This window comes from Streptomyces sp. NPDC029164 (assembly GCF_055563995.1).
Window position 1 is genome coordinate 19,547 of the sequence record NZ_JBVHWW010000053.1, and the last position, 20,753, is coordinate 40,299.

A 20,753-nucleotide genomic window follows, 5' to 3' on the forward strand; every position below is an offset into this window, starting at 1 on the left:
CGGCCCCACCCCCGGCCCGCCCCCCCCCCCCCCCCCCCCCCCCCCCCCCCCCCCCCCCCCCCCCCCCCCCCCCCCCCCCCCCCCCCCCCCCCCCCGCCTCCCTCACCGCCCTGAGCAGCCTCAGCACCGCCATGCGCCACCGCATGCTCGCCCGCTGGCCCACACTTCGGCCCGTCCCCGCTCAGCGGCCGTGAGGAGCCACGGACGGCCACGACAGCCCACTCCGCGCGAAACCGTCTCCGCTCTGCCTACCGGCTACCGGCCCCACACCGGTTCCAGCGCCCGGCTCAGGCGCCGGAGCCACTCCTGCGCCGTACCCCGTGCCGGTGGGTGCTTCGCGCGGAAGGCCTCCCAGTCCACGGACCACAGCACGACGGAGTCCAGGCGCAGGGCGTCCGCGGCAGCCGTACGGCCCGGCGCGTGGCGGAACACCCCCCGCACGCGCCGTCTGCTCGCCGGTGGCCAACGGTACTGACCACCACTGACAGCGACGAAGGACGGCCGCCCGCCGCCGGCCGGCCGGACTACGGGGTGGTGCGCGCCGGGAAGGAGAAGGCGTAGCCGTGTGCGGTGAGCCAGGGCAGGTACTCCTTGAGCGCCGCGACGGTCTCGCTGCGGTCGCCGCCCCCGTCGTGGAAGAGGACGGTCGGCTGCTGGGGGAGCTTGTCCTCGACGGCGGAGATGATCGCGGGCAGGCCCGGCCGGCTCCAGTCCTTGGGATCCACGCTCCAGCCCAGCGGCCGCATCCCGCTGGCCGCGGCTATCGCCCGGCTGTCGGGGGTGAAGGCTCCGCCCGGCGCACGGTAGTAGCCGACGGGGACACCCGGTACGGCCTTCTCGATCATGGCCTTGGCCTGGAGTATCTGCTGCTGCTGGTAGGCGACGGGCTTGTGGTCCATGGTCACGTCGTGGTCGACGGAGTGGTTGCACAGCCGGTGCCCGTCGGCGGCGACCGCGCGCGCCAGATCCGGGTACTTCTGCACCTTCGTCCCGATCATGCAGAAGGTGGCCTTGACGTTGTTCTCCCGCAGCACCTTGAGGACCTGCGGCGTCCAGCGGGGATCCGGGCCGTCGTCGATGGTGATCGCCACGTCGCGCCCCGCGCCCTGGGCCAGCCTGGAGATGCCCAGGGGGACCCCGGCGGCGCCCTGGACGGATCCCGAGCCTCCGGAGCCTCCGGCGGCCTCGGAGTGACGGCCGGGGGCCGTGACCGGAGACCGGTCCGCCGAGTCGTCCGTCGCGGCGAGGGCCGGGGTGCCGGCTGCCGCCAGAATGCCGAGGACGGCCGCCGCCGCGGCGGATCCCGCCCGCAGACGGCGTGCGGAACTGGTGGTGATGCCCATGGACGCGCTCTTCCTTTGCGCTCAGCCCCCCGGATCTCGCGTTGCCGATCCAGGCTAGGTCATGCGTCCGGGCCCCTTCCTCGTCCGATCGGCCCCTTCGACGGCCCGCCCGGGGGAGCGGGGGCAGGCCTGGCCCCGTCCGCGCCCGGTCTGCGGGAGCCGCGCGGCGCACGGCGTCCCGTCGCGTGTGAGCAGTGTCACCGACCAGCCGTCGTGGGAGCGGTCGTCTCGATCTTCAGCGTGATGCTCGTGACGCTGGTCGGGCAGGCCCCCGGCCTGAGACGAGATTCCGGGCACCTGGCCCGGCCCCGGCCCGTAGGCTGCGGCGATGCGCGCTGGATCCGGTTTCCTCGACAAGCTCACGGGAAGGTACCGCTCGCTCGCCGTCGACTCGCTGCTCGCACTGGGCTACGCCGGCGCGGGCCTGCTCCTGGGGCAGGAGCCGCCGCCCGTCGGATGGCAGTCCATGGACGGGCTGGGGGCGGTCCTGACCGTACTGGTGGGTCTGGTCCTGCTCGCCCGCCGCATCGCGCCCGTCGGAGTGTTCGCCACCAGCAGCGCGCTGTGGATCCTCTTCATCGCCTGTGGGTACTGGCCGGTGATCAACTCGATGCCCCCGCTCCTGGGCCTGTACACGGTCGCGGCGACCCGTCACCTGCGCACTTCCCTCGTGTGCGCGGCGGTTGTGGCCGGCACGTGGGTGTATGCGGGACTGAGCAACGCCGACCACAGCTCCATGCCGACCGTCGTGGCCCAGGCGGTCCTGTTCCCGGCCGTGGTGTTCGTCGTCGGACGCGGATCGGGACGACTTGCCGAGCGGAACAGGCAGTTCGCCGAACTGACCTTCCAACTGCGCAGGCAGCAGGAGGAGATCGCCCGCCAGGCGCTCACGGAGGAGCGGGTGCGCATCGCGCGGGAACTGCACGACGTCGTCGCGCACCACATGTCCGTGATCTCGCTCCAGGCGGGCATGGCCTCGTACGTGTTCCCCACGAACCCGGCGGTGAGCCGGCAGGCCCTGGACACCATCGCCCATACCAGCAGGGAGGCGCTGGAGGAGATGCGCCGCATGCTCGTACTGCTCCGCGTCGGCCAGGAAGGGCTACCGGAAGAGAAGGTGAAACCGGCCGATGCCGATGCCGATGCCGACGACGGGCCGGGGGACAGTGGTGCCCACGCCCCGGCGCCCGGGCTGGACCTGCTGGACCGGCTGCTCGAGCGGGTGCGGGGCGCGGGGTCCGGGCCACCATGGAGGTCGTCGGTTCCCCCACACCCCTTCCGCAGGGCATGGCGCTGTGCGTCTTCCGCGTGATCCAGGAGGCACTGACCAATGTGCTCAAGCACGCGGGGCCGACCCGGGCGGACGTCACCATCCGCTACGAGAGCCGCGCCATCGTGGTGTCGGTCACCGATGAGGGAAGCGGCACCTCCCTGCCGGACACGGCGATCACAGCCGGCCACGGATTGATCGGCATGAGGGAACGCGCGAAGATCTACGGCGGGACGGTCACCGCCGGCCCCCGCGCCCTCGGTGGCTTCGAGGTCCGACTCGTCCTTCCGGCACCCCGGACGGGAGCCCGGCTCTAGCCGGAACCGGAGATCATCGACAGCAACAGCGCATGGGTCTCGGCGTCGGCGGCCACCACGAGCCCGCGGCCCGCCCGGCCGAGCGGGCCACCGTCCAGCCCCGTGACCACACAGCCGGCGGCCCGGCACACCGCGATCCCGGCGGCGAAGTGCACGCTTGCGGACAGGTCGCCGCCATCGGTGACGTACGCGGCACGCTTGCCGGCCGCGACCCAGGCCAGCGCCAACGTCGTGGACACGACCCGCGGCCGGAACCGCTCGACGAACCCGGCGTCGGCCAGCAGGTCCACGGCCCGGAATCCGGGGGCACCGGGAAACGGCGGATCGAGATTGACGTCCACCAGCCCGGTGGCGGCCGTCGGCGCCAGCAGCGCGTCGACCCCCGCGTGCCGCACCCGGGCGGTCTCACCATCGGTGAAGAAGACCTCGCCGCTGAACGGGTCGGCCACCGCCGCCGCCCCGTCGCGCAACGCCACATTGACGGCCACCAGCATGCTGCCGACGGCGTAGTTCAGCGTGCCGCACAGCGGATCCACCAACCACTCGCGGACGGCCGCGGCAGCACCTTGCTGTCCGCCCTCCTCGCCCAGCACCGCGTCAGCGGGCCGAGCGGCACGGATGACACCGAGGATCGCCTTCTCGGCCTCCACATCGGCGGCGGTCGCGAAGTCCCCCGCACCCTTGTCGATCCGCGCAAGCGGCCCGCCGTACATGCGGCGCACCACGTCGGCACCGGCACGTGCCGCGGCTATCGCGACGCCGGCATCATCAAGGCTCGTGTACGAGTCGATCATGCCCTGGAGAATATAGCGGTCACCCCACCGAACCAACGGGCTACCGGGCCGGCACGAAGGTACCGGCTGCGACGGCCCCGCCACCGCGGCGCCGACCAGCACTTGGCCGAGGGTGTGGTCCTTCAGCTCCACCCGTGACCAGCCGACGACCGCCAGGGTGCACCGTCCTTCGCCGCGTAGGCGAAGACGGCCATGTCCCTGGTTGCCTTTCCGCCGAGGACGTCCACGGAGTCCTCCCCAGTACCGCCAGCCGGCGCGCTCGACGCCGATCACGACCATGATCCGGTCGTGGTGGGCGCTCATGCCCCAGTCGGGGTTCGGGCGGTGCGAGGGCGCCCAGCGGCTTCCCTGTCGGACGCGTGCCGCTCGGCCGCCGGAGCCGGCGCCCGCCTAGGAGGAGTGCGTCAGGGCCTGGGAGATGATCCAGACGGCCCAGGCGATGGGGATGAGCGTCACGTAGGCCTGCGGCCGACGGAGCACCGCCGGGCCCGTGTCGAGGTGGGTGCGTCCCGGGGCGGGCGTCGACGGGGGAAGCTTGCTGAACTTCCGGTAGGCCAGCAGGTTCCACACGAGCGTGAACGGGTTGAAGATCACGAGGGAGAGCGGCCCCCACCATCCCAGGCACAGCGTCCTGGTGGTCATCTGCCGGACGACGGCTATTCCGCAGGCCCGGCAGAACGGTCCGTTCAGGTGCTCGAACTTCATCATGATGAGAATGCCCATGTGGGACCGGACCTTGAAGTCCTCGGCGGACTGACCGCCGCACGCCCGGCACGAGCGCGGCATGTGGCTCGTGGCCGCCGGGGCGCCGTAACCGCCGGGCACGGGCCCCTGGTTCCAGGGGGCCGGGCTCTGGCCGTACCCTCCGGCGGCGCCGTAGGGGTTGCCCGGCACGGGGCCCTGGTCGGACGCGTGGTGCTGCGGTGTTGCCATGGTGAACGGTTCTCCAGGATTGCTCGTGCGTGCCGACGCCATCCGCGGGCGGAAGTGTGTCGGGACGCGCCCGGGTTCTGCATGGGCGCCGTGCACAAGACGGACTCCCGGGCGTTGATCTGCCGTGATGTGATCATTGTGGGGGCCGGCCGCGGGGAACGGATGAGTGCGCGTACTCAGATCGGGGCGGCCGCGTGCTCAGACTCCCGCAAGGGCGGAGCCGGTACGGCTGGCAGGATGACCCCGTGGCTCTCATACCCGAAACCCGAAACCGTGCCGCCGCCGACCGGATCCGGACCCGTCTGGCGGCGGCCGCCGCGGCGTTGGTGGTCGTCGGTGCGGGACTGGGGCTCAGGGCCGTGGCGACGGGGAGCGTGGCCAAGTACGGCGGGGACGCGCTCTACACCGTGCTCCTGCTGAGTCTCGTCGTGCTGGTGGCGCCACGGATATCGCCCCTGAGGGCCGCCGCAAGCGCGCTGGCGGTCAGTTGCATGGTCGAGTTCCTCCAGCTCAGCTCGGTGCCGGCGGACCTTTCCCGACGCAGCACGGTCGCCCGCCTCGTGCTGGGTTCCACCTTCAACCCGCCGGACCTCTTGTGGTACTCCGTGGGCGCGGCAGCCGGATGGCTCGTCCACACCGCGGTGCGGTCCCTCCAGGCACGTCCTGCCCGGGTCCGCGACGCGACACGGACCTGAGCAGCACGTGCCGCGGGCCGGCCCTCAGGCCATCTCGTCGCGGATCACATTGCGGTGCTCCTCGTAGACGAGCCGCGCGTGGTCGTTCGGGAGCGCCGGCGTCGTGAGGCCGCAGGCACAGGTCACCACCGTGAGGTCGGACAGAGCGCGCAGGGTGTGGCCCTCGGGGCTGGTCCGGGTGGTCCCCGCCGGCCTCTCGTACCGGAGGTTGTGTGGGTAGTGGGGCGTGCGGGCAGCGGCCGGGGCGATGCCGTCGCTGGCGTGTTCGAGGGTGAAGCGGTGCTCGCTCATGGGTCCAGTGTCGTCTGCCGGACGCGGGTAACGCGCGCTCGCGCGGCGGGACACGGCGAGAGTGCCACGGGCCGCACCGCCGGGCGCCGCGAAGGCGCGCCGTCACCCGGGCCGTGCGCAGGCGGACGTTCCATGGCCCGCCGCGCGCGCCGCCCACGTGATCGCCTCACCCGAGAGGGTGCGTCCTCGAAGTGCTCCCTGCCCATGGGAACACCTCAAGGGCGTGCCCCGGCAGGTCAGGCGGAGACGAAGACCCCTTCGTGGGCGTCGTCGAGGACGAACCCGTTGTCGAACCTGACGCGGACCGTCACGTGGAGCTTTTGCTCCTGGTGGGCGATCCACTCGGCTTCCAGCGAGCCGACCTGCTCCTCGAGCTGCTTCCTGGTCCCCGCGGGCATCTGGTGGCCGAAGTCGTCGAGGAGCGACTTGAGCCGTACGTACTCGCGGACCTCATGGCTCGGTTCCTCCTTCTGGGGATCGTTCACCCGCTCGACGGTGCCCTCGATGCCCGAGGCCAGGGAAAGCGAGCCGGCGACGGCACCCGTGTCCGCCGCGGGGTCCTCGGCCGGAAGGACCGACCCGGCCAGCCTGAGGTCTGCTGCCAGCTTCACCCGCTGGCCTTGTTCGAGCGTCATGGATCCTTCATCTCTCCGGTCGGTCGGGCCGCGCCCCGTACGCACACGGTGGCGGCCCCGGGCGCTGCCATTATCCGGCCCGGCCGGCGGCGCGGAGGCGAGTGGCGGCCGCTTCGGCCTCCCGTACGACGCGGTCCGTGTCGACTTCGACCAGGCGGCCGCCGAGCTTCAGCGCCCGTCCGTCCACGAACACGGCGTCGACGTTCTCGGGGCGCCCGTTGAAGACGACCTGGCCGACCCAGTCGAAGCGCGGCGCGAAGTTCAGGGCGGCCGGGTCCACGACGACGACGTCGGCCCGCTTGCCGGGGGTCAGGGAGCCCACCCGGTCGGCGATGCCGAGGGCCTCGGCCCCGCCCAATGTGGCCATCCGCAGGACGTCGTGCACCTGCGGGAAGACGCCGGCGTCCGTGGCGCGGGCGCGTTGCAGGCCGATGGCCGTCTTCATCAGCGCGTGGAAGTCCGAGCTGTCGTTGGTCCCGCCGTCCAGGCCGAGCCCGACCTTGACGCCCCGCCGTCTGAACTCGGAGAGCCGCATGATGCCGGAGGCCAACCGCATGTTGCTCAGCGGGCAGTGGGCCGCCCGCACGTCGTGCTCGGCGACGGCGGCGATCTCGGCGTCGGTCAGGTGGATCGCGTGGTTGATCAGGAGCCGCGGACCCAGCGCGCCGATGTCGGTGAGGACCCCGATGGGATCGTCGGCGCGCTGCTCGGGGCGTTCCAGGACATGGGAGTTGAGCATGACGCCCATGTCCTGGGCGACTTCCCAGTGCGCGCGGTTGAGGTCCTGGACGGCCCGGGCCGCATGCGTGGCGACCTGGAAGGAGCCGAGCGGTACCGGGTCGACGAGTTCCTTCTTCACCTTCGTGACCAGCACCCCGTCGGGCTTGGGCGGGAACATCGCGTAGGTGAACCGCACCCCGGTGCCGGCCAGGGCCCGTACGTAGCTCTCGATGAGGTCGTACGAGAAGATGTCCACCCAGTCCACCAGCGTGGTCACGCCCGACTGGACGGCGTCGAGGGCGGCGAGTCGCACGAAGCTGTGGAGGGCGGAGGGAGTCAGCAGGCCGCGCTGGGGGTCGGTACACCCCTGGAACCAGCCGAACAGGTCGCGGTCGGTACACCCACCGCGGATCACCGCCTGCCAGAGGTGGGTGTGGGTGTCGACGAATCCCGGCATGGCCAGCTTGCCCGTGGCGTCCACCACCCAGGCGCCGCGCGGCGCCCGGAGGGCCGTGCCCACGGCGCTGATGGTGCCGTTCCGCATCAGGACGTCGGCGTTCGCGACGGCGCCGAGGGGGCCGTCGCCGATGGCGGGGTCCATGGTGAGCGCCAGCGAGGCCCCGCGGAGGAGGACCGTCCGGTCTCCCTGGACGGGCTGGTCGACGTGGCCGGACCGGACGGGCCGGCCGGGCTGGTGGGCGGGGTGGCCGCGGAGCGCGGGGCTGGCCGTGACGCCGAGGACGAGGGGAGCGGCGGCGGCCAGACCGAGGCCGGTGAGCAGATCGCGCCGGCTGGGGGCCGACGGCGGCGTGGGGATCGACTGCATGGCGTGTTACCTCCCGAGGGCTCAGAACGGAAGGCCCGCCCGGGCGACGCCGTTGCGGGCGTCGAGCAGTGGCGGGAGAGTACACGCAGCATGCCCAGCGAACGGCCATTCGATAGACGCCTGCGGAAAACATTTTCCGCTGTTGTCACTCCTGGGTGCGATGGTGGCGTGGGAGGCCGTAGAGCATTCTGGGGGCATGCTCGGTGGACTTCGCCCTGTTCGCCGCGCTGACCCACCCGGACGCCGGAGGCGCGGAGTTGGAGCTCTTCGCCGACTCCTGCGCGTGGAGCTGTACCTGAACGATCTGATCGTGGAACGCTTCAAACGCTCGCGCGACTGCGCCGGGGCGCGGCTCTTCCTCGACCGCCTCGGCCGGGTAGCCGCCGACCCGCGGGCCGCGGATCCGGCGAACCCGGTGGAGGGCGGGCTGGCGGATCTGATGCGCCGCACCTGCGCGGGCAGGAACACGGCCTGGCGGGAGCGGCTGACAGGGCGGCTGCCGAACGTGTTCGATGACGCCTTGTGGGAGGTCGACAACGTGGCCTTCGGCCGGATCCCCGATCCGGTGGATCGCATCGGCATGCGGCGCCGAGCCGGCGGCACCGTCTGGGCCGCACAGCTCGTCGAACGCGCCCTCGGTCTCGACCTGGCACCGGCCGTACGCGAACGGCCGGCCATGGAGCGGCTGCACGAGGCGTTCGCCGACGTCGTCGACCTCCACCACGACCTGGTCTCCTACCGGCGGGAGACCGAATACGAGCAGGAGGTCAGCGAACACGTCGTCGTGACCGCGCACTTCCTCACGACTCACGCGCTCGAAGTGGCCCTCCGCTCCCGTCGGTTGCTGCAGGAACGGCTCTCCCTGCGGGTCAGGCCCCGGTGCCGGCGAGTCGGCGCATCGTGTCCATGAGCTCGGGCGGCGGGGCGATGCTCATCGTCTTGGTCTCCTCGTCGAAGACGGTGATCGTGGTCAGGCTGCCCGCCCGCCACCAGAACACGCGCGGCGAGAGGCGTCCGGGACCGTCCTCGTACGCGCCGAGACCGAACTGGGCGAGATCGTTGACGGCCTCGCCGACGTGGCGGTCGGCGAGCGGATAGAAGACCAGGTTGTGGCGGTTCGGGACCGTCAGCAGGACGCCCTCGGCGGGAAGTTCGGGTCCGCCCGCGGCGCGTACCGCCTCCTCGAAGACGAGCGCCTTGCTGGCGGCGTACACGGAATCGCCGCCGATGATGTGGAGCACGGCGCCACCGGGCCGCTCGATCGTGTCGTAACCCACCGGCTCGGCAAGCAGGTTGGCGCGCGCGGCCGCGTAGAGCACATCGCGGTCCACCCGGGCGATGTCCTGGTCGTCCAGCAGGCGGACGCTGTCCGGGGTGTCGTACGCGATGCCCTCCAGCAGGTCGGTGGCGACGGGCCGCAGGTAGCCGAACTGGTGGGCGGCCTCCGGCGGTATGGACTCGGCGGCGGCCAGCCGCAGGTAGACGTTGCGCAGCGGGTCCGCGGCGGCGTCCGGGGCGGCGGGGGGAGTCTGGTCGGTCATGCGTGCTTTCCTTCGGCAGTGTGGTGGGGTCGGTCGGTCGCACCGAGCGTGGCGCGCCCCCGCTGCTGCCGTACGGCCCGGCGCGGCCGGGCTCGTGCACGGGGCGCGGGAGGCGGTCGGTGAGGAGCTTGCGAGCGACCAATGGCGAGGACCCCCCTTGCGGGGGTGCGTCCCTGTCTGTGGGTCAGGTCCGGCACCAAGCGGACACCGGCACCGTACCAGCGCGTTGCGGACGCCCGCGGTCCGGGGGGCGTGGAGTCTCCGGGTTCGCGCTGGTCGGCCATGCACGAGGCCCCGGGACGAGAGTCCCGGGGCCTGGCTGTGCACTTCGCTTGACCGTCCGGTTCAACGACAGAGCGGGCGTTGGGTCACGGCCACGGGAAATCGACTGCGGGGGAGCCCATTTGTGATGTCCCCACAAGACGCAGGAATGGTCTCCGGCCTTCGCCGGGACGATGGCCGACCTGACCTGCCCACAGGTGGAGGCGGCGGCCCTGGCCACGTTCGCCATGCGGCCGCTGTTCGAGGGGCTGAAGCTGTCCGGCGAGCTCGGTGTCCACGCCGAAGAGATCGAGAGCATGACGCGCTGGTTCCCGGAGCTCGTCGATTACGGGGCCAAGACCGGGCTCCAGCAGACGGCCTCGGGCCGGCGGACCTGGCGGAATGGCGCAAGGGCGGCGAACACGCTTCTACGAGCGGATGGCCCACGCCATGGCCGACACCGTGACCCGCTCGTTCACCGCCCAAGGAAGCTGACCGGACGCCGAGCCGGCCGGTGACCGACTGTCGTGTGCGGGTCTATTCGGGGTTGGCGGCGGTGGCGAGGGCGGCGGTGTAGCCGTGGGGGGCGGGGAGGTCGGTGAGCGTGTAGCCGGGGATGGTGGCGGGGATGGGGTGGGAGCTGACGTAGGGGTCGGTGAGGCCTTGGGCGAGCCCGTGGCCGGTGGCCTTCAGGGCGGCTTCCTTGCGGGTCCAGATGCGCGCGAGGGCATGGGGGCGTTGGGCTTCGGGGAGGTTGGTGAGTTCGGTGGTTTCTTTGGGGTGGAGGGTGTGGAGGACATCGGTGACCGTTTGAGGGGTGGGGGTCTGCTCGATGTCGATGCCGATGGGCCGTGTGCCGAGGGCGAGGTAGGCGAGGTCGCCGCTGTGGGAGAGGTTGTAGTGGAGGGGGCTGTCGGGTGTGTTGGGGCGGCCGTGGGGTCCGCCGCAGGTGGGGCAGCTTTCGCGGGTGAGGCGAATGCGTTGTGGGGGGAGGTCGAGGTAGGCGGCGAGGATGACGCGCAGGCCGAGGTGGGCGGCGAGGTAGCGGTGCCGGTCGGCGGGCTTGACCATGCGCTCGGCGCGGGTGCGTTCGTTGGTGTCGAGGAGGGTTGCCGCGGTGTCGACGGGGTGTCCGCCGAGGGTGTCGGCGGTGGTGTCCCAGGCCCAGACGATGGGGGTGCTGTCGGTGGGGGGCGGTCCGATGTGTGGTGGCTGGCCGCCGAGTTGATTCACGTGCTCGATCACCTGTCCGAGGGTAGACCAGGCGGCGGGCGTCCGGGCGGGGGGTACCCGGGCGGGTCCCGGGCGGGTCCCGGTCAGGTGTGGTCTCTGTCCGGTCGTTGAGCGCGCCTCTGCGGTGTGGGGTTTTGGGTGTGCGGGTGAAGGGGCGGTGCCCTGTGTGAGTACGGTCTGTTCATGTACTTGAGTGGAGCGGGGCACGAGCAGGGGCAGGGGCGGGGGCATGTCCTCGTGGTGGCGGGTGATGCGGCCGTGCGTCGGCGTGTGGTGCAGTTGGCGCCGAGTGCCAATGTCGCGGCTCTTGCGATGGTGCCGGGTTCGGTGTTGCTGGGCAGCGACGTGCCGTGTGACACGGTCTGTTTGGATGGGGCGCGTGACCCGAACACGGTGTTGACGCGGTTGCGGGCGGCTGCGGCGACGCGAGGGCCGTTGCTGGTCTACCTTTCGGGGCGGCTGACGGTCGATCGCCGTGGCGGCGGGCTGTGTTTCGCGCTGGCCGGGACGACGGCGGGAACGGTCCGTTACAGCGCGTTGCCGTGGGAGTGGTTGGGGGCCGAGCTGCGGGGGCGTCCGGCCGGGCTGACCACGGTGGTTGTCGACCTTGTTGCGGACAAGAGTGCGTGGCCGTTGCTTCAGGAGTACGCCGGCCTGCCGGTTTCCGGGTCGGCGGAGGTGTACGGGGTGGTCAGCCCGCCGGCCTTCGCCCCGGCCGCGGTGGGCGCTGCGGTGAGCGGCTATACCCGGCATTGGATTGCGCAGCTGCGTCGCGGGCCGGGCCGGCCGGCCAATGTGCAGGTGCACGCGCTCGCGGTTTCGGCGGCGGCGTTGCCCCCGGGAACGCTCGTCCTGCCGACCGCGCGGGAGCTCGGCATGCGCCCCGGCCCGCAGCACGAACCCGGACACCCCCCACAGGCGCACGGCCCTCACCGGTCACCACACCCCGAGCAGCCGCAGCAACCCGCAGCTCCACCGGTCCCTGCACCGGTCCCCGTACCGCGCTCCCTGCCGGTTTCGGGGTCGGGGGATCCGCGGCCGTTTATTCACGCCTTGGCTGTGGCGGGTCGTCATGGGGAGGCGGCCGGCATGGCCCGGGTCTGGGAGGAACATGTGCTGCAGACGTGCGGACATGCCTCTCCGGAGGCCATCGGGTGGGCGGAGATCCGCGCCGACCTGGCGCGCATGGCGGGTGATTTCCCTTCGGCGACCCGGCTGTGGATCGGCGCTGGTCAGGCCCGTCTGGCACGTCAGGGCGCCGGTGCTCTGGAGGTGCACGCCGCGGCGGCAGGCGCCCTGTACTGCTGGGCGCAGCTCAGGGACCGTGCCCTCGTGCTGGAGTTCGGGCCCGACCTGGTCGCGCTCCTGCGGGTTCTGCCGCTGCCGGACCCCCGTCATCTGCGTCTGGCCGAGCAGCGGCTGGAGGCGCTGCGCACCCCCGACCGCCCCGGCGCCCTGCACCCGTAGCCCCGGAACCGGACCGGATCCGGCAGCTCGGCTCCCGGGAACGGTCGCGTGTCGTGTCGTCAGTATTCGCCGTCGAGAGCTGTGGCGGATTCTGCTTTGAAGCATCTGGAGACGACTTTGAAGAGGAGCATGGGGTTGCCGGTGGCGGATTTCTTGCTGCCGGTGACGTGGAGAGCGAATTGCTCGGCGTTGTTCTCGGCGTAGATTTCGGCGTCTTGTGCCTGGCTGTTCGCTTTTCCGTCCTTGGTGATCTTCCAGCCGTTTTCGTTGAGCGCTGTGCGGAGGTTGGTGATGCCGGTGTCCACTTGTTCGTCGGTGATGTCGTAGACCGACCAGGGGTGGGACATCGAGAACAGGTCGTCGCCGTATTCGCGGCAGCGTGTGACGCTCGGGCCGGGTTCGGTCACCTTGCCCTTGACGCCGGCCATCTCGAGGAGGTTGCTGGAGACCTGCTTGGTTTTGGTGCGGGCCGGTTCGGGGTCCATGCGTGCCGGTGTGTAGTTGAGTTCTTTCACGTTGGAACACCCCACAGACAGTGTGGACAGCAGGCCGGTGAGGGCGACGGCGAGTGCGGTGGCCCTGATCGTCTTCGTGGTTCGGCGGGTGAGGCCGCCGGGTGCGGTGTCAGCCACGCTGGACCTTGTCATAGCGGCCGGCGACCACGTTTGCCTGGTTTTCGATGCTCAAGGAGTGATCTCTCCAGTAGTCGGTGTGGCTGTCGGCGTCGTTCGCCATGATATTGGCTCCGAAGCTTTCGTCGGAGGGCACGTTCGATCCCCAGACGGTCCCGAACGGCAGCATCTCCTCCCACCAGTCGGTGGGGCCGCCGAGACCGGCGACCTTCCCGCCCAGCGGTACCTGGTCGTCCAGGGTGGAGGCGGCCTGGGACCATACGTGGCCCTCGCCCGCGTCGAGGTCCTTGGCGTGCTCGACGAGCATGCCCGGGCTGCCGACCGCGATCATGTCGTCGGCGCGCAGGTCACCCGCGTTGGACGCGGCGCCCAGGACGGTGCTGCCGTAGCTGTGGCCGATGATCGTGGTGTGGCTCTTCTCGTCGCCGCCCTGGATGTTCTCCAGGCCTTGCATGAACCGGTTGAGATCGGGGGCGGCGGTCTCGGCGTAGTGCTTCTTCATGGCCTCGGGGACGATGCTCTGTGGGGCGTCGTATCCGATCCAGGTGATGGTGGACACGTTCTGGCCGGGGGCCATCGCGTGCGTCTCCTTCCACAGCTCGCTCATGTGGTGGATGTAGTCGTTGGTCTTCGTGATGTCGGTGTAGGTGCCGGGGACGAACACCGCGGTGTGGGCGGCGGTGTCGGGATTGCCGTTGGCGACGATCGCCCGGCCGCCGCCGCTGGTGTCGAAGCCGAGAAGGTACGCCTCGGGCAGGCCTTCCTTGCCGGTGGCGTCGAACCGGTCCTGGATGGCGTTCATGCCCTTGAGGTTCTTCTCCAGGAATTCCTTGTCCTTGGCGTACTTCTTGTCCCATTCCGACCAGGCCGGGTTGAGGACCACCGCCGGATAGTCCCGCCCGGAGGGAACGTACTTCTGCGGCTGCGGCGGGATGGAGTTCAGCCGGAGCTGGAATTCACCGTGCTTCTCGGCCAGCACGGTGCGGTTGGCCTCGTCCCGGATCACCGACGGCAGCCCGTCCAGCGCGCCGACCTGCGCCGCGTTCAGCGACAGGTACGCCGACTGCTCGTCGGGGGACAGGCCCTTCCACCAGTCGGCGTTCGCCGTCGGATCGCTGCCCTTGGGCGGCGGGGGCTTGATGTGGTCGAGGTAGTCCTTCGCCCCCGCACGCACCTCGCCGGTGTCCGCCTGGACGTCGGCCCAGTCGGAGTCGGAGACGACGAGATCGTCATCGGCTTTGAGGCGTCGCAGGCGGGGCGCCCACTGGGTGTCGGCCTCGGTGGCCTCGGCGACCGCCTGGGCGATCCGGTTGGCTATCTCCACCGCCTTGCCGAAGTTCGGATTGGGGTGGATGTTCGCGGCCTGGCGCTCCAGCGCGCCCGCGAGGTCGTTGGCGTCCTTGGTCGGGTCGATGACGTTCCCCGACGGCTTGCCCTTGGCGCTGCCACTGACGGTGCCGCCCTCGGGGAGCTTGCCGTCCTTCTCCGTCCCGCCCGGCGGGTAGCTCACCGAGCCGTCGGCGCCTACGGAGAACTTCTGCGCCTCGGCGTCACCGACGGCCGCGTCCAGTTTCCGCTTCGCCTCGGTGAACGACGCCGCGAGCGCGTTCAGGGAGGTCGCGGCGAGACCGCACTCGACCTGCGTGTAGTGGAAGTTCTGGGCCAGCCCCCGCAACTGGATCAGGGCCTCCTCCACGGCCTTCCCGGAGAGTCCGGCCCGCAGCCGGGCCGTGATCTGGCCCTCCGCGCTGCCGTAGGCGTGGTCGGCCATCGCACTGACCGACTGGTAGCCGTCCGCCGCCTCCGTGAACTCCGCCGGCCGCAGCGCCTTCAGGGTCGCGTAGTCCATCCCGCTCTCACCGGCCCCCGCTGGTGCCGCCGGTGGCGGGCGTGTCCTTGTACGTGTCGTTCATGCGGGCGAAGTCACCGCGCAGGGTCTCGTCATTGGCGACCTGGCCCTTGCCCGCCGAGATCATCGGCCCCTGCAGCGTCGTGCACTTGCCGACCAGGGAATCGAGATACGTCTTCCACGACGTGTACAGCTCTCCCTGGGCGGCAGCGCTCTCCACGCCGGTGACGGCGGCGCCCTTCTGGCCGGTCTCGAACTCGGTCAGCGCCTTCCTGACGGCGGTCACCAGCTCGCCGACGTCCTCGCTGCCCTTCTTCCAGACCGCCAGGTCGGACTTGAGGTCCTCACCACCACCCCCGCCGCCACCGCCGTCGGGTGCGGCGCTCGCCAGCCGCATCTGCGTGCCGGCCGCGGTGCTCTGCTTGAGCCCTGCCCACTCCGCGTCGAAGGACGTCATGCTCACCCGAGAGCCCCCGTAACAATCTGCGAATGCAATGATCGAACGGTCATCCTACGAGTGCCCCGGCGCGGCCGGCCCACCACCCCCGGCTGAGTGACGGTCACCTCCCGCCACCCGGCCATCCGACCGGTATGTCCCCGTTGGCCCCGGCACGCGCCCCGGTCAGGCCGACCCCGCCCCTGCCGCACCGCTGCTTCAGGACCGCTCGGGGTCGCCTGGGGCGCCCGTACCGCCGTTTTCGCGGCCCCTCACTCTCACCCCACTCTCACCAGACCTTCACAGCTGCCCCTCACGACAGCCCTCGCCCACCGTCAAGGCCGGGCTCGCGGCTGCCTTCACGGCCGGTGAGTCAGGTGCGCGGAGCTGGGTGGGGCGGGGGGGCGGGGCGGTTATGGGGTGTGGCGGAAGCGGCTGCGGTATTCGGTGGGCGTGGTGTTCAGTTTGCGGCGGAACGCGCGGATGAGGGTGTCGGGGGTGTTGAAGCCGCAGGCTGACGCGACGCGTTCCAGGGTGTCGTCGGTGGATTCCAGGTGGTTGCGGGCCACCTCGACGCGGGCTGCCTCGATATAGGCGGCCGGTGTCGTACCCAGCTCGGTTTTGAAGATGCGGGTGAGTTGCCGTTCGCTGACGTGGGCGTGCTCGGCGAGGTCGGTGACCGTGAGCCGGCCGGCGATGTTGCCGGTGATGTAGTGGCGGATGTCGTCCATGCGCCGGGTCGCGGAGAGCGGCTCGATCGGGACGCTGAACTGGCTTTGCCCGCCGGGACGCTTGAGGTACATCACCAGATGTCGGGCGACGCGCAGCGCGACCGCCTCGCCGAAGTCCTCGGCGACCAGCGCCAGCGACAGATCCAGACACGCGGTGATCCCGGCTCCGGTCCACACGTCCTGGTCGCGGATGAAAATGGGGTCGGCGTCGACCTCGACGGCCGGGTGGTCGGCGGCGAGCTGCTGCGCGGTCGACCAGTGGGTGGTGGCACGTCTGCCGTCCAGGAGCCCTGCGGCCGCCAGCAGGTGCGCCCCCACGCACACCGACGCGATGCGCCGGGACCTGCCCGCCAGCTCCTTCACCCAGTGCACCACGGCCGCATCGGTGACGGCATGGACACGCGACTGGCCGTCGACCTCGACCGAGCCGGGAACCATGAGCGTGTCGATACTGCGCGCCGCGACCTCCTCGAAGGTCAGGTCGGGCAGGATCCGCACCCCGGCGGACGTGGTGACCGCCTCCATGCTCTCGGCGGCCAGCACCACGTGGTAGCCCTGCGCGCTGCCGGTCTCCCGCCGCAACAGGGCGAAGACCTCCGGGGGACCGGTGACGTCGAGCAGGTCGACGCCGTCGAAGAGGAGCACGACGAAGAGCCGGTTCAGGCTGCTCACAGGGAAGTCCGTCCAGTCGGGGCCGAAGCCGAAGCCGAAGCCGAAGGCGCGGGTGAAGTGGTGGCACGACACCACGGCGGTGTCGGTATCTGCAAGTTACGTGACATTGCCGTCATGCGGGCGGGGTTCGTAGCGTGGGTGGTGCGCCACCGCTTGTGGCGCCATCCCTTCCCTTTCCGATACGCGAACCGAAACGGTGCGGCATGTCTTCGACGACCCTGCGTGAACTGAACGGCTTCGACCAGAGCCCGGCCTCCCTGGCCGCGGCGACCGTGGTCCTGATCGACTACCAGAACACCTACACCCGTGGAGTGATGGAGCTGGAGGGCTGGAAGGAGGCGCTGGACGCCGCCGTCGAGCTGCTGGCCCGGGCCCGGGAGGCGGGCGCGACCGTCGTCCACGTCGTCAACGACGGCGGTGAGGGCACCCCGTACGACATCCGGGCCGAGATCGGCCAGATCCACCCGGCCGTGGCGCCGGCCGAGGGGGAGCGGGCCGTCGTGAAGACCACCCCTGACGCCTTCCACGAGACGAACCTGGGCGAGCTCGTCGACCGTGCCGGGAACACCGACCTGGTCCTCGCCGGGTTCATGACCCACATGTGCGTGCAGTACACGGCGGCCGGTGCGTTCCTGCGGGGCAACCGGCCCACCGTGGTCGCGGACGCCTCGGCCACCCGCCCCCTGCGTGCCGCCGGCGTCGAGGTGCCGGCCGTCCAGCTCCACCACGCGGCGCTCGCCACGGTCGAGGACCTGTACGGCGTGGTCGTGCCGTCCACCGCGGCCCTGACCTGAGCTGACCGGCCACCCGGTGAACTCGACGGGCTCGGTGCCCAGTCGGGCGGACAGTGCCCGTGCACAGCGGTGGGGTGTGGACGGCGGGGCGGGTCGTGCGGCCGGTGGCCGACACCCCGCCCGTGCCCGTGGCCGTCGTACGGGGGCTGGCGGCCACGGTTCATGCCGGGCCGGGGTCGGCTGCGCTGCAGGCCGGCCGCCCCGCACCGGTCGTGTCGTCAGGAGCTCGGGTCGGGCTCGTCCTGGCCGCATCCGGGGGCGCGTTGACCGTTCAGCCGGCCGAAGAGCCGGTTGTCCAGACACTGCGTCAGATACGGCACGCCGTCGGTGTCACCCGAGCCGCGCGCACTGCCCAGCATCCGCGCCGCGAGACTGCGGTGCGTGGACTTCCACCGCTGGTGCCGTTCCTCCAGCCCGCCCAGCGCCGTGTGGAAGAGGTTCCAGTCCGTCCAGCTGAGACGAGCTCTGCGGCGAAGGTCGAGGTACGCGTGCGTGACCGTGTCATGGCCCGCGTCCTGCGCCTCGGACCGTACGGCCGGAACACTCGTGAACGCCTCGGATCCCAGACGCTCCGTGTGCGGGAGGCCGCACAGGATCTCGAACCGCTTGTACTGCTCGGACTGAATGGCACTCGCGCCCTGAGTGAACTCCCGGAACCCGTGGAAATGCTCCGGCCGCATCGTCGCGACCAGCCTGAACAGCGCCGAAGCCCGCTCGAACGAGGCGGCCGCCCGGTCCACACACGCGGCCGCCGGCTCCAGACACCCGTCGCGCAACGCCGCGATCGCCGCCCGCATGTCCTGCGCGATCGCCGTGAACACCATCTCGTGAGCTTGCAGCGCACGCATGAAGAAGTACTCGTCGTGCAGCACGTACACGGGCTGCACCGTCACCTCGAACCAGCGCCCCGCATCCGTCGCCGAGGGCCGCGGGAGCAACTCGGCGGCCCGCGGGCTCAGGTCCTCGACGTCCAGCCCGTCGTCGTCGTGCGCCACGAACCGCAGGGCGTGCCGCAGCCGCTTGCGCAAGGTCACCGCCCCGGGCCGGTCCCGGTCCGGTCCCGCGTCCGCGTCCGCGCCGGTGTCGCGGTCTGCCGGTTCCTGCGGCAAGGCCGCACTCCGCGTCTCTGCCAGAGGTTGACCAGCGGGACGAACCAGGCCCCGACCGCCCAGCCGGTCCCGGTGCGCAGCCGGTCCGGTGCGAGTGGCCGTTCCGGATCGCCCTGGACATGTGGGCCGTCTGCGTACCGGCCCCGGCTGAGGCCCCCGCCCCGGCGCAGGCCCCCGCCCCGGCGCAGGTCCCCGCCCCGGCTCCGGCCCCCGGGCAGCCGGCCATGCAGGCCAAGCCGGCCAAGGCGGCGTTCTGGCCGGTGGGCCTGTGGTGGGGGCCGTTCGTCACCTCGGGAGTGTTCAACCAGTACACCGTGTGGGCGTACGACCGCGCCGAGTCGATCCCGGACCTGCGGGACGCCGTCGTCCAGCTGATGGTGGGCGACGTCCTCGACCTCGCCGCGGCCGCCGCCGCGATCCACTTCACCGTCCGCCTGACCGCGATGTACCGGCGCCACACCCCCTGAGACACCGCGGGGCCGCCGTGCCGGCGGGGGTCAGGGCCCGCGGCCCGGTTCCTGCCCGGCGTCACCACGGGCCCGCATCGACAGGGGCGGGATCCTGCCGAGCACCACCAGCCGGTGGCGTACGGCCATCACGGCCACCGCCGTCGCGGCGATGACCACCCCGCCCAGCCGCAGGATCGCGTCGTAGGCCTCCTCGGGCGGCCGCTGCGGCGTCATCGCCGAGATCGCCGCCGCCGTCCCGGCCAGCGCGATCGCACCCAGCGTGACCAGGAACGTCAGCAGCACCCCCGAGGCCTCACCGGCCCGCTCCGGCGCGACGACCTGCTGCGTGGCCACGCTGGAGAAGGTCCAGCCCAGCCCCAGCCCCAGCCCGCACCACGCGAACACCGGCACGTACAGCCACCAGGCGCTGACCTGCGCCAGCGCGCACATCCCCGTGCCCGCGACCGCCCCGGCCAGCGCCATCACCGCGGTCGGCCGCATGTACCGGGCCAGCCGCGCCCCCAGCGGTCCGCTGAGCGCCACGAGCAGGGCCGGGGCCAGGAACACCGTGCCCGCCAGGAGCGGCGAGAGCCCGCGTACCCCCTGCAGGTAGAGGGTGGCGAGGAAGACGGTCACGCCGTAGCCCATGTTCGAGAGCGAACCCATCCCGGTCACCAGGACGTAGGGGACGTTGCGGAACAGCCGCAGATCGATCAGCGGGTGCCGGGCCAGCCGCTCCCGCACCACGAACAGCGCGCCGGCCACCACCGCCACCGCGAAGAGCCCGAGAGTACGAGCACTCGCCCACCCCCAGGCGTCCCCGCGCTCCACGGCCAGGGTGAGCGCGGCCAGCGCACACACGACCAGCGCGCAGCCGGCGAGATCCAGCTCGCGCGGCGCCGACGCATCGCGCGAGTCGGGTACGTAGACGAGAGCGGTGAGCAGCGAGAGCAGAGTCAGCGGCACCATCAGCCAGAAGATCCACCGCCAGCCGGGCCCCTCGGTGAACCCGCCGCCCACGAAGGGCCCGAGCGCGGTCCCGATGTTCGCGACGCCGAACACGGCGCCCAGCGCCCGCGCACGGGACTCCTCGGGAAAGGTGTTGGTGATCACGGACACCGACACCGGGAAGACGAACGCCGCGCCCACCCCCTGCGCGATCCGGGCCGCGACCAGCCAGCCCAGTCCGGGAGCCAGCGCGCAGCCCACCGAACCGGCCGTGAACAGGGCGGTCCCGGCCAGCAGGGTGCCGCGCCGCCCGAAGACGTCCCCCACGCGGCCGCCGATGATGAAGAAGCAGCCGATGGCCAGCATGTACGCGGACAGGGTCCACTGCGCGGCCGAAACCGTGACGTCGAGCTCCGCGGCGATACCGGGAAGGGCGAGGTTGAGGGCGAAGAAGTCGAGCTGGATGCAGAACAGGGCGACGGCGACCGCAACGAAGGCCCCGGTCCTCCGCGCGGCCGCCGAAGACCCAGCGCGCATGAGGGCGTTCCTCTCTGCCGATGCCGCCGGCACACCGCCCACGGCCGCACGCATGCCCTCGTCCCATTGTGGAGCGGCCCGCCACGGCCCGCAGTCCGGCCACCACCACAAACCAGAACCACACCGGAGCCGGGGCGGCAGCCGGGGCCGCACCGGGGCCTGCTACAGGAGCCGGGGCCGGGGGGGGGGGGGGGGGGGGGGGGGGGGGGGGGGGGGGGGGGGGGGGGGGGGGGGGGGGGGGGGGGGGGGGGGGGGGGGGGGGGGGGGGGG

The 20,753-nt window shown here is 71.7% G+C and carries 23 protein-coding genes; 8 read left to right on the forward strand and 15 right to left on the reverse strand.

Annotated features, from left to right (window positions below; all coding sequences use genetic code 11):
* Positions 1–255 precede the first annotated feature (255 nt).
* Positions 256–441: a hypothetical protein gene (locus ACZ4VT_RS34575; protein WP_467955351.1), complete on the reverse strand. Its 186-nt coding sequence runs from the start codon at positions 439–441 to the stop codon at positions 256–258.
* Between the two features lie 83 nt (positions 442–524).
* Positions 525–1,343, reverse strand: a complete 819-nt coding sequence (locus tag ACZ4VT_RS34580; protein ID WP_467955352.1) for a polysaccharide deacetylase family protein — start codon at positions 1,341–1,343, stop codon at positions 525–527.
* Between the two features lie 328 nt (positions 1,344–1,671).
* Between ACZ4VT_RS34580 and ACZ4VT_RS34585 the strand changes: the two genes are divergently transcribed.
* Together ACZ4VT_RS34585 and ACZ4VT_RS34590 are read left to right on the forward strand one after the other, a co-directional pair.
* Complete coding sequence (locus tag ACZ4VT_RS34585) at positions 1,672–2,655, forward strand: sensor histidine kinase (protein ID WP_467955353.1); 984 nt, start codon at positions 1,672–1,674, stop codon at positions 2,653–2,655.
* Entirely contained in the window at positions 2,652–2,930 is a 279-nt protein-coding gene (locus ACZ4VT_RS34590; RefSeq protein ID WP_467955354.1) for an ATP-binding protein, read from the forward strand. The genes ACZ4VT_RS34585 and ACZ4VT_RS34590 overlap by 4 nt, the downstream gene beginning before the upstream one ends.
* On the opposite strand, the gene ACZ4VT_RS34595 is transcribed toward ACZ4VT_RS34590, so the two are convergent.
* Together ACZ4VT_RS34595 and ACZ4VT_RS34600 are read right to left on the reverse strand one after the other, a co-directional pair.
* Positions 2,927–3,724, reverse strand: coding sequence for an inositol monophosphatase family protein (locus ACZ4VT_RS34595; protein ID WP_467955370.1), 798 nt, complete (start codon positions 3,722–3,724; stop codon positions 2,927–2,929). The two genes, ACZ4VT_RS34590 and ACZ4VT_RS34595, sit on opposite strands and share 4 nt — an antisense overlap.
* 390 nt (positions 3,725–4,114) lie before the next feature.
* The gene (locus ACZ4VT_RS34600) at positions 4,115–4,657 is read right to left on the reverse strand and encodes a hypothetical protein (protein ID WP_467955355.1); all 543 of its coding nucleotides are present in this window, start codon (positions 4,655–4,657) and stop codon (positions 4,115–4,117) included.
* Between the two features lie 245 nt (positions 4,658–4,902).
* Between ACZ4VT_RS34600 and ACZ4VT_RS34605 the strand changes: the two genes are divergently transcribed.
* Positions 4,903–5,352, forward strand: a complete 450-nt coding sequence (locus ACZ4VT_RS34605) for a ribosomal maturation YjgA family protein (protein WP_467955356.1) — start codon at positions 4,903–4,905, stop codon at positions 5,350–5,352.
* Between the two features lie 24 nt (positions 5,353–5,376).
* Here the strand turns inward: ACZ4VT_RS34605 and ACZ4VT_RS34610 are convergent, their stop codons facing one another.
* The 3 genes from ACZ4VT_RS34610 to ACZ4VT_RS34620 all read right to left on the reverse strand — a co-directional run bounded on the left by ACZ4VT_RS34610 (position 5,377) and on the right by ACZ4VT_RS34620 (position 7,824).
* The gene (locus tag ACZ4VT_RS34610; protein ID WP_362807966.1) at positions 5,377–5,643 is read right to left on the reverse strand and encodes a hypothetical protein; all 267 of its coding nucleotides are present in this window, start codon (positions 5,641–5,643) and stop codon (positions 5,377–5,379) included.
* 236 nt (positions 5,644–5,879) lie between these two features.
* Positions 5,880–6,278 (reverse strand): hypothetical protein, encoded by a 399-nt coding sequence (locus ACZ4VT_RS34615; protein ID WP_467955357.1) that lies wholly within the window; start codon positions 6,276–6,278, stop codon positions 5,880–5,882.
* Between the two features lie 70 nt (positions 6,279–6,348).
* Positions 6,349–7,824 (reverse strand): amidohydrolase family protein, encoded by a 1,476-nt coding sequence (locus tag ACZ4VT_RS34620; protein WP_467955358.1) that lies wholly within the window; start codon positions 7,822–7,824, stop codon positions 6,349–6,351.
* 283 nt (positions 7,825–8,107) lie between these two features.
* Between ACZ4VT_RS34620 and ACZ4VT_RS34625 the strand changes: the two genes are divergently transcribed.
* The gene (locus ACZ4VT_RS34625; protein ID WP_467955359.1) at positions 8,108–8,734 is read left to right on the forward strand and encodes a terpene synthase family protein; all 627 of its coding nucleotides are present in this window, start codon (positions 8,108–8,110) and stop codon (positions 8,732–8,734) included.
* Here the strand turns inward: ACZ4VT_RS34625 and ACZ4VT_RS34630 are convergent.
* Positions 8,694–9,365, reverse strand: a complete 672-nt coding sequence (locus ACZ4VT_RS34630; RefSeq protein WP_467955360.1) for a hypothetical protein — start codon at positions 9,363–9,365, stop codon at positions 8,694–8,696. The two genes, ACZ4VT_RS34625 and ACZ4VT_RS34630, sit on opposite strands and share 41 nt — an antisense overlap.
* Positions 9,366–9,820: 455 nt before the next feature.
* Here ACZ4VT_RS34630 and ACZ4VT_RS34635 point away from each other — a divergent pair, with 455 nt between their 5' ends.
* Positions 9,821–10,144 (forward strand): hypothetical protein, encoded by a 324-nt coding sequence (locus tag ACZ4VT_RS34635; protein ID WP_467955361.1) that lies wholly within the window; start codon positions 9,821–9,823, stop codon positions 10,142–10,144.
* A gap of 19 nt (positions 10,145–10,163) precedes the next feature.
* Here the strand turns inward: ACZ4VT_RS34635 and ACZ4VT_RS34640 are convergent, their stop codons facing one another.
* A complete protein-coding gene (locus ACZ4VT_RS34640) occupies positions 10,164–10,871 on the reverse strand; it encodes a 4'-phosphopantetheinyl transferase family protein (RefSeq protein WP_467955362.1) in 708 nt (235 codons plus the stop codon).
* Positions 10,872–11,042: 171 nt separating this feature from the next.
* On the opposite strand from ACZ4VT_RS34640, the gene ACZ4VT_RS34645 reads away from it, so the two are divergent.
* A complete protein-coding gene (locus ACZ4VT_RS34645) occupies positions 11,043–12,326 on the forward strand; it encodes a hypothetical protein (RefSeq protein WP_467955363.1) in 1,284 nt (427 codons plus the stop codon).
* A 59-nt stretch (positions 12,327–12,385) separates the two neighbouring features.
* On the opposite strand, the gene ACZ4VT_RS34650 is transcribed toward ACZ4VT_RS34645, so the two are convergent.
* From ACZ4VT_RS34650 to ACZ4VT_RS34665, 4 genes are all read right to left on the reverse strand, one after another.
* Complete coding sequence (locus ACZ4VT_RS34650) at positions 12,386–12,958, reverse strand: hypothetical protein (protein WP_467955364.1); 573 nt, start codon at positions 12,956–12,958, stop codon at positions 12,386–12,388.
* Positions 12,951–14,807 carry an alpha/beta hydrolase gene (locus ACZ4VT_RS34655; protein WP_467955365.1) on the reverse strand — a complete coding sequence of 619 codons (1,857 nt, stop codon included), beginning with the start codon at positions 14,805–14,807 and terminating at the stop codon, positions 12,951–12,953. The genes ACZ4VT_RS34650 and ACZ4VT_RS34655 overlap by 8 nt, the downstream gene beginning before the upstream one ends.
* Positions 14,808–14,814: 7 nt before the next feature.
* Positions 14,815–15,270 carry a hypothetical protein gene (locus ACZ4VT_RS34660; protein ID WP_362814052.1) on the reverse strand — a complete coding sequence of 152 codons (456 nt, stop codon included), beginning with the start codon at positions 15,268–15,270 and terminating at the stop codon, positions 14,815–14,817.
* 386 nt (positions 15,271–15,656) lie between these two features.
* Positions 15,657–16,646 (reverse strand): GlxA family transcriptional regulator, encoded by a 990-nt coding sequence (locus ACZ4VT_RS34665; protein ID WP_467955371.1) that lies wholly within the window; start codon positions 16,644–16,646, stop codon positions 15,657–15,659.
* A gap of 203 nt (positions 16,647–16,849) precedes the next feature.
* Here ACZ4VT_RS34665 and ACZ4VT_RS34670 point away from each other — a divergent pair, with 203 nt between their 5' ends.
* Positions 16,850–17,440, forward strand: a complete 591-nt coding sequence (locus ACZ4VT_RS34670; RefSeq protein WP_467955366.1) for a cysteine hydrolase family protein — start codon at positions 16,850–16,852, stop codon at positions 17,438–17,440.
* 218 nt (positions 17,441–17,658) lie between these two features.
* Here the strand turns inward: ACZ4VT_RS34670 and ACZ4VT_RS34675 are convergent, their stop codons facing one another.
* Positions 17,659–18,549, reverse strand: a complete 891-nt coding sequence (locus ACZ4VT_RS34675; protein ID WP_467955367.1) for a tryptophan 2,3-dioxygenase family protein — start codon at positions 18,547–18,549, stop codon at positions 17,659–17,661.
* A gap of 224 nt (positions 18,550–18,773) precedes the next feature.
* On the opposite strand from ACZ4VT_RS34675, the gene ACZ4VT_RS34680 reads away from it, so the two are divergent.
* Positions 18,774–19,016, forward strand: a complete 243-nt coding sequence (locus ACZ4VT_RS34680; RefSeq protein WP_467955368.1) for a DUF4328 domain-containing protein — start codon at positions 18,774–18,776, stop codon at positions 19,014–19,016.
* A gap of 30 nt (positions 19,017–19,046) precedes the next feature.
* Here ACZ4VT_RS34680 and ACZ4VT_RS34685 read toward each other — a convergent pair whose 3' ends face one another.
* Positions 19,047–20,483: an MFS transporter gene (locus ACZ4VT_RS34685; protein WP_467955369.1), complete on the reverse strand. Its 1,437-nt coding sequence runs from the start codon at positions 20,481–20,483 to the stop codon at positions 19,047–19,049.
* Positions 20,484–20,753: the final 270 nt, after the last annotated feature.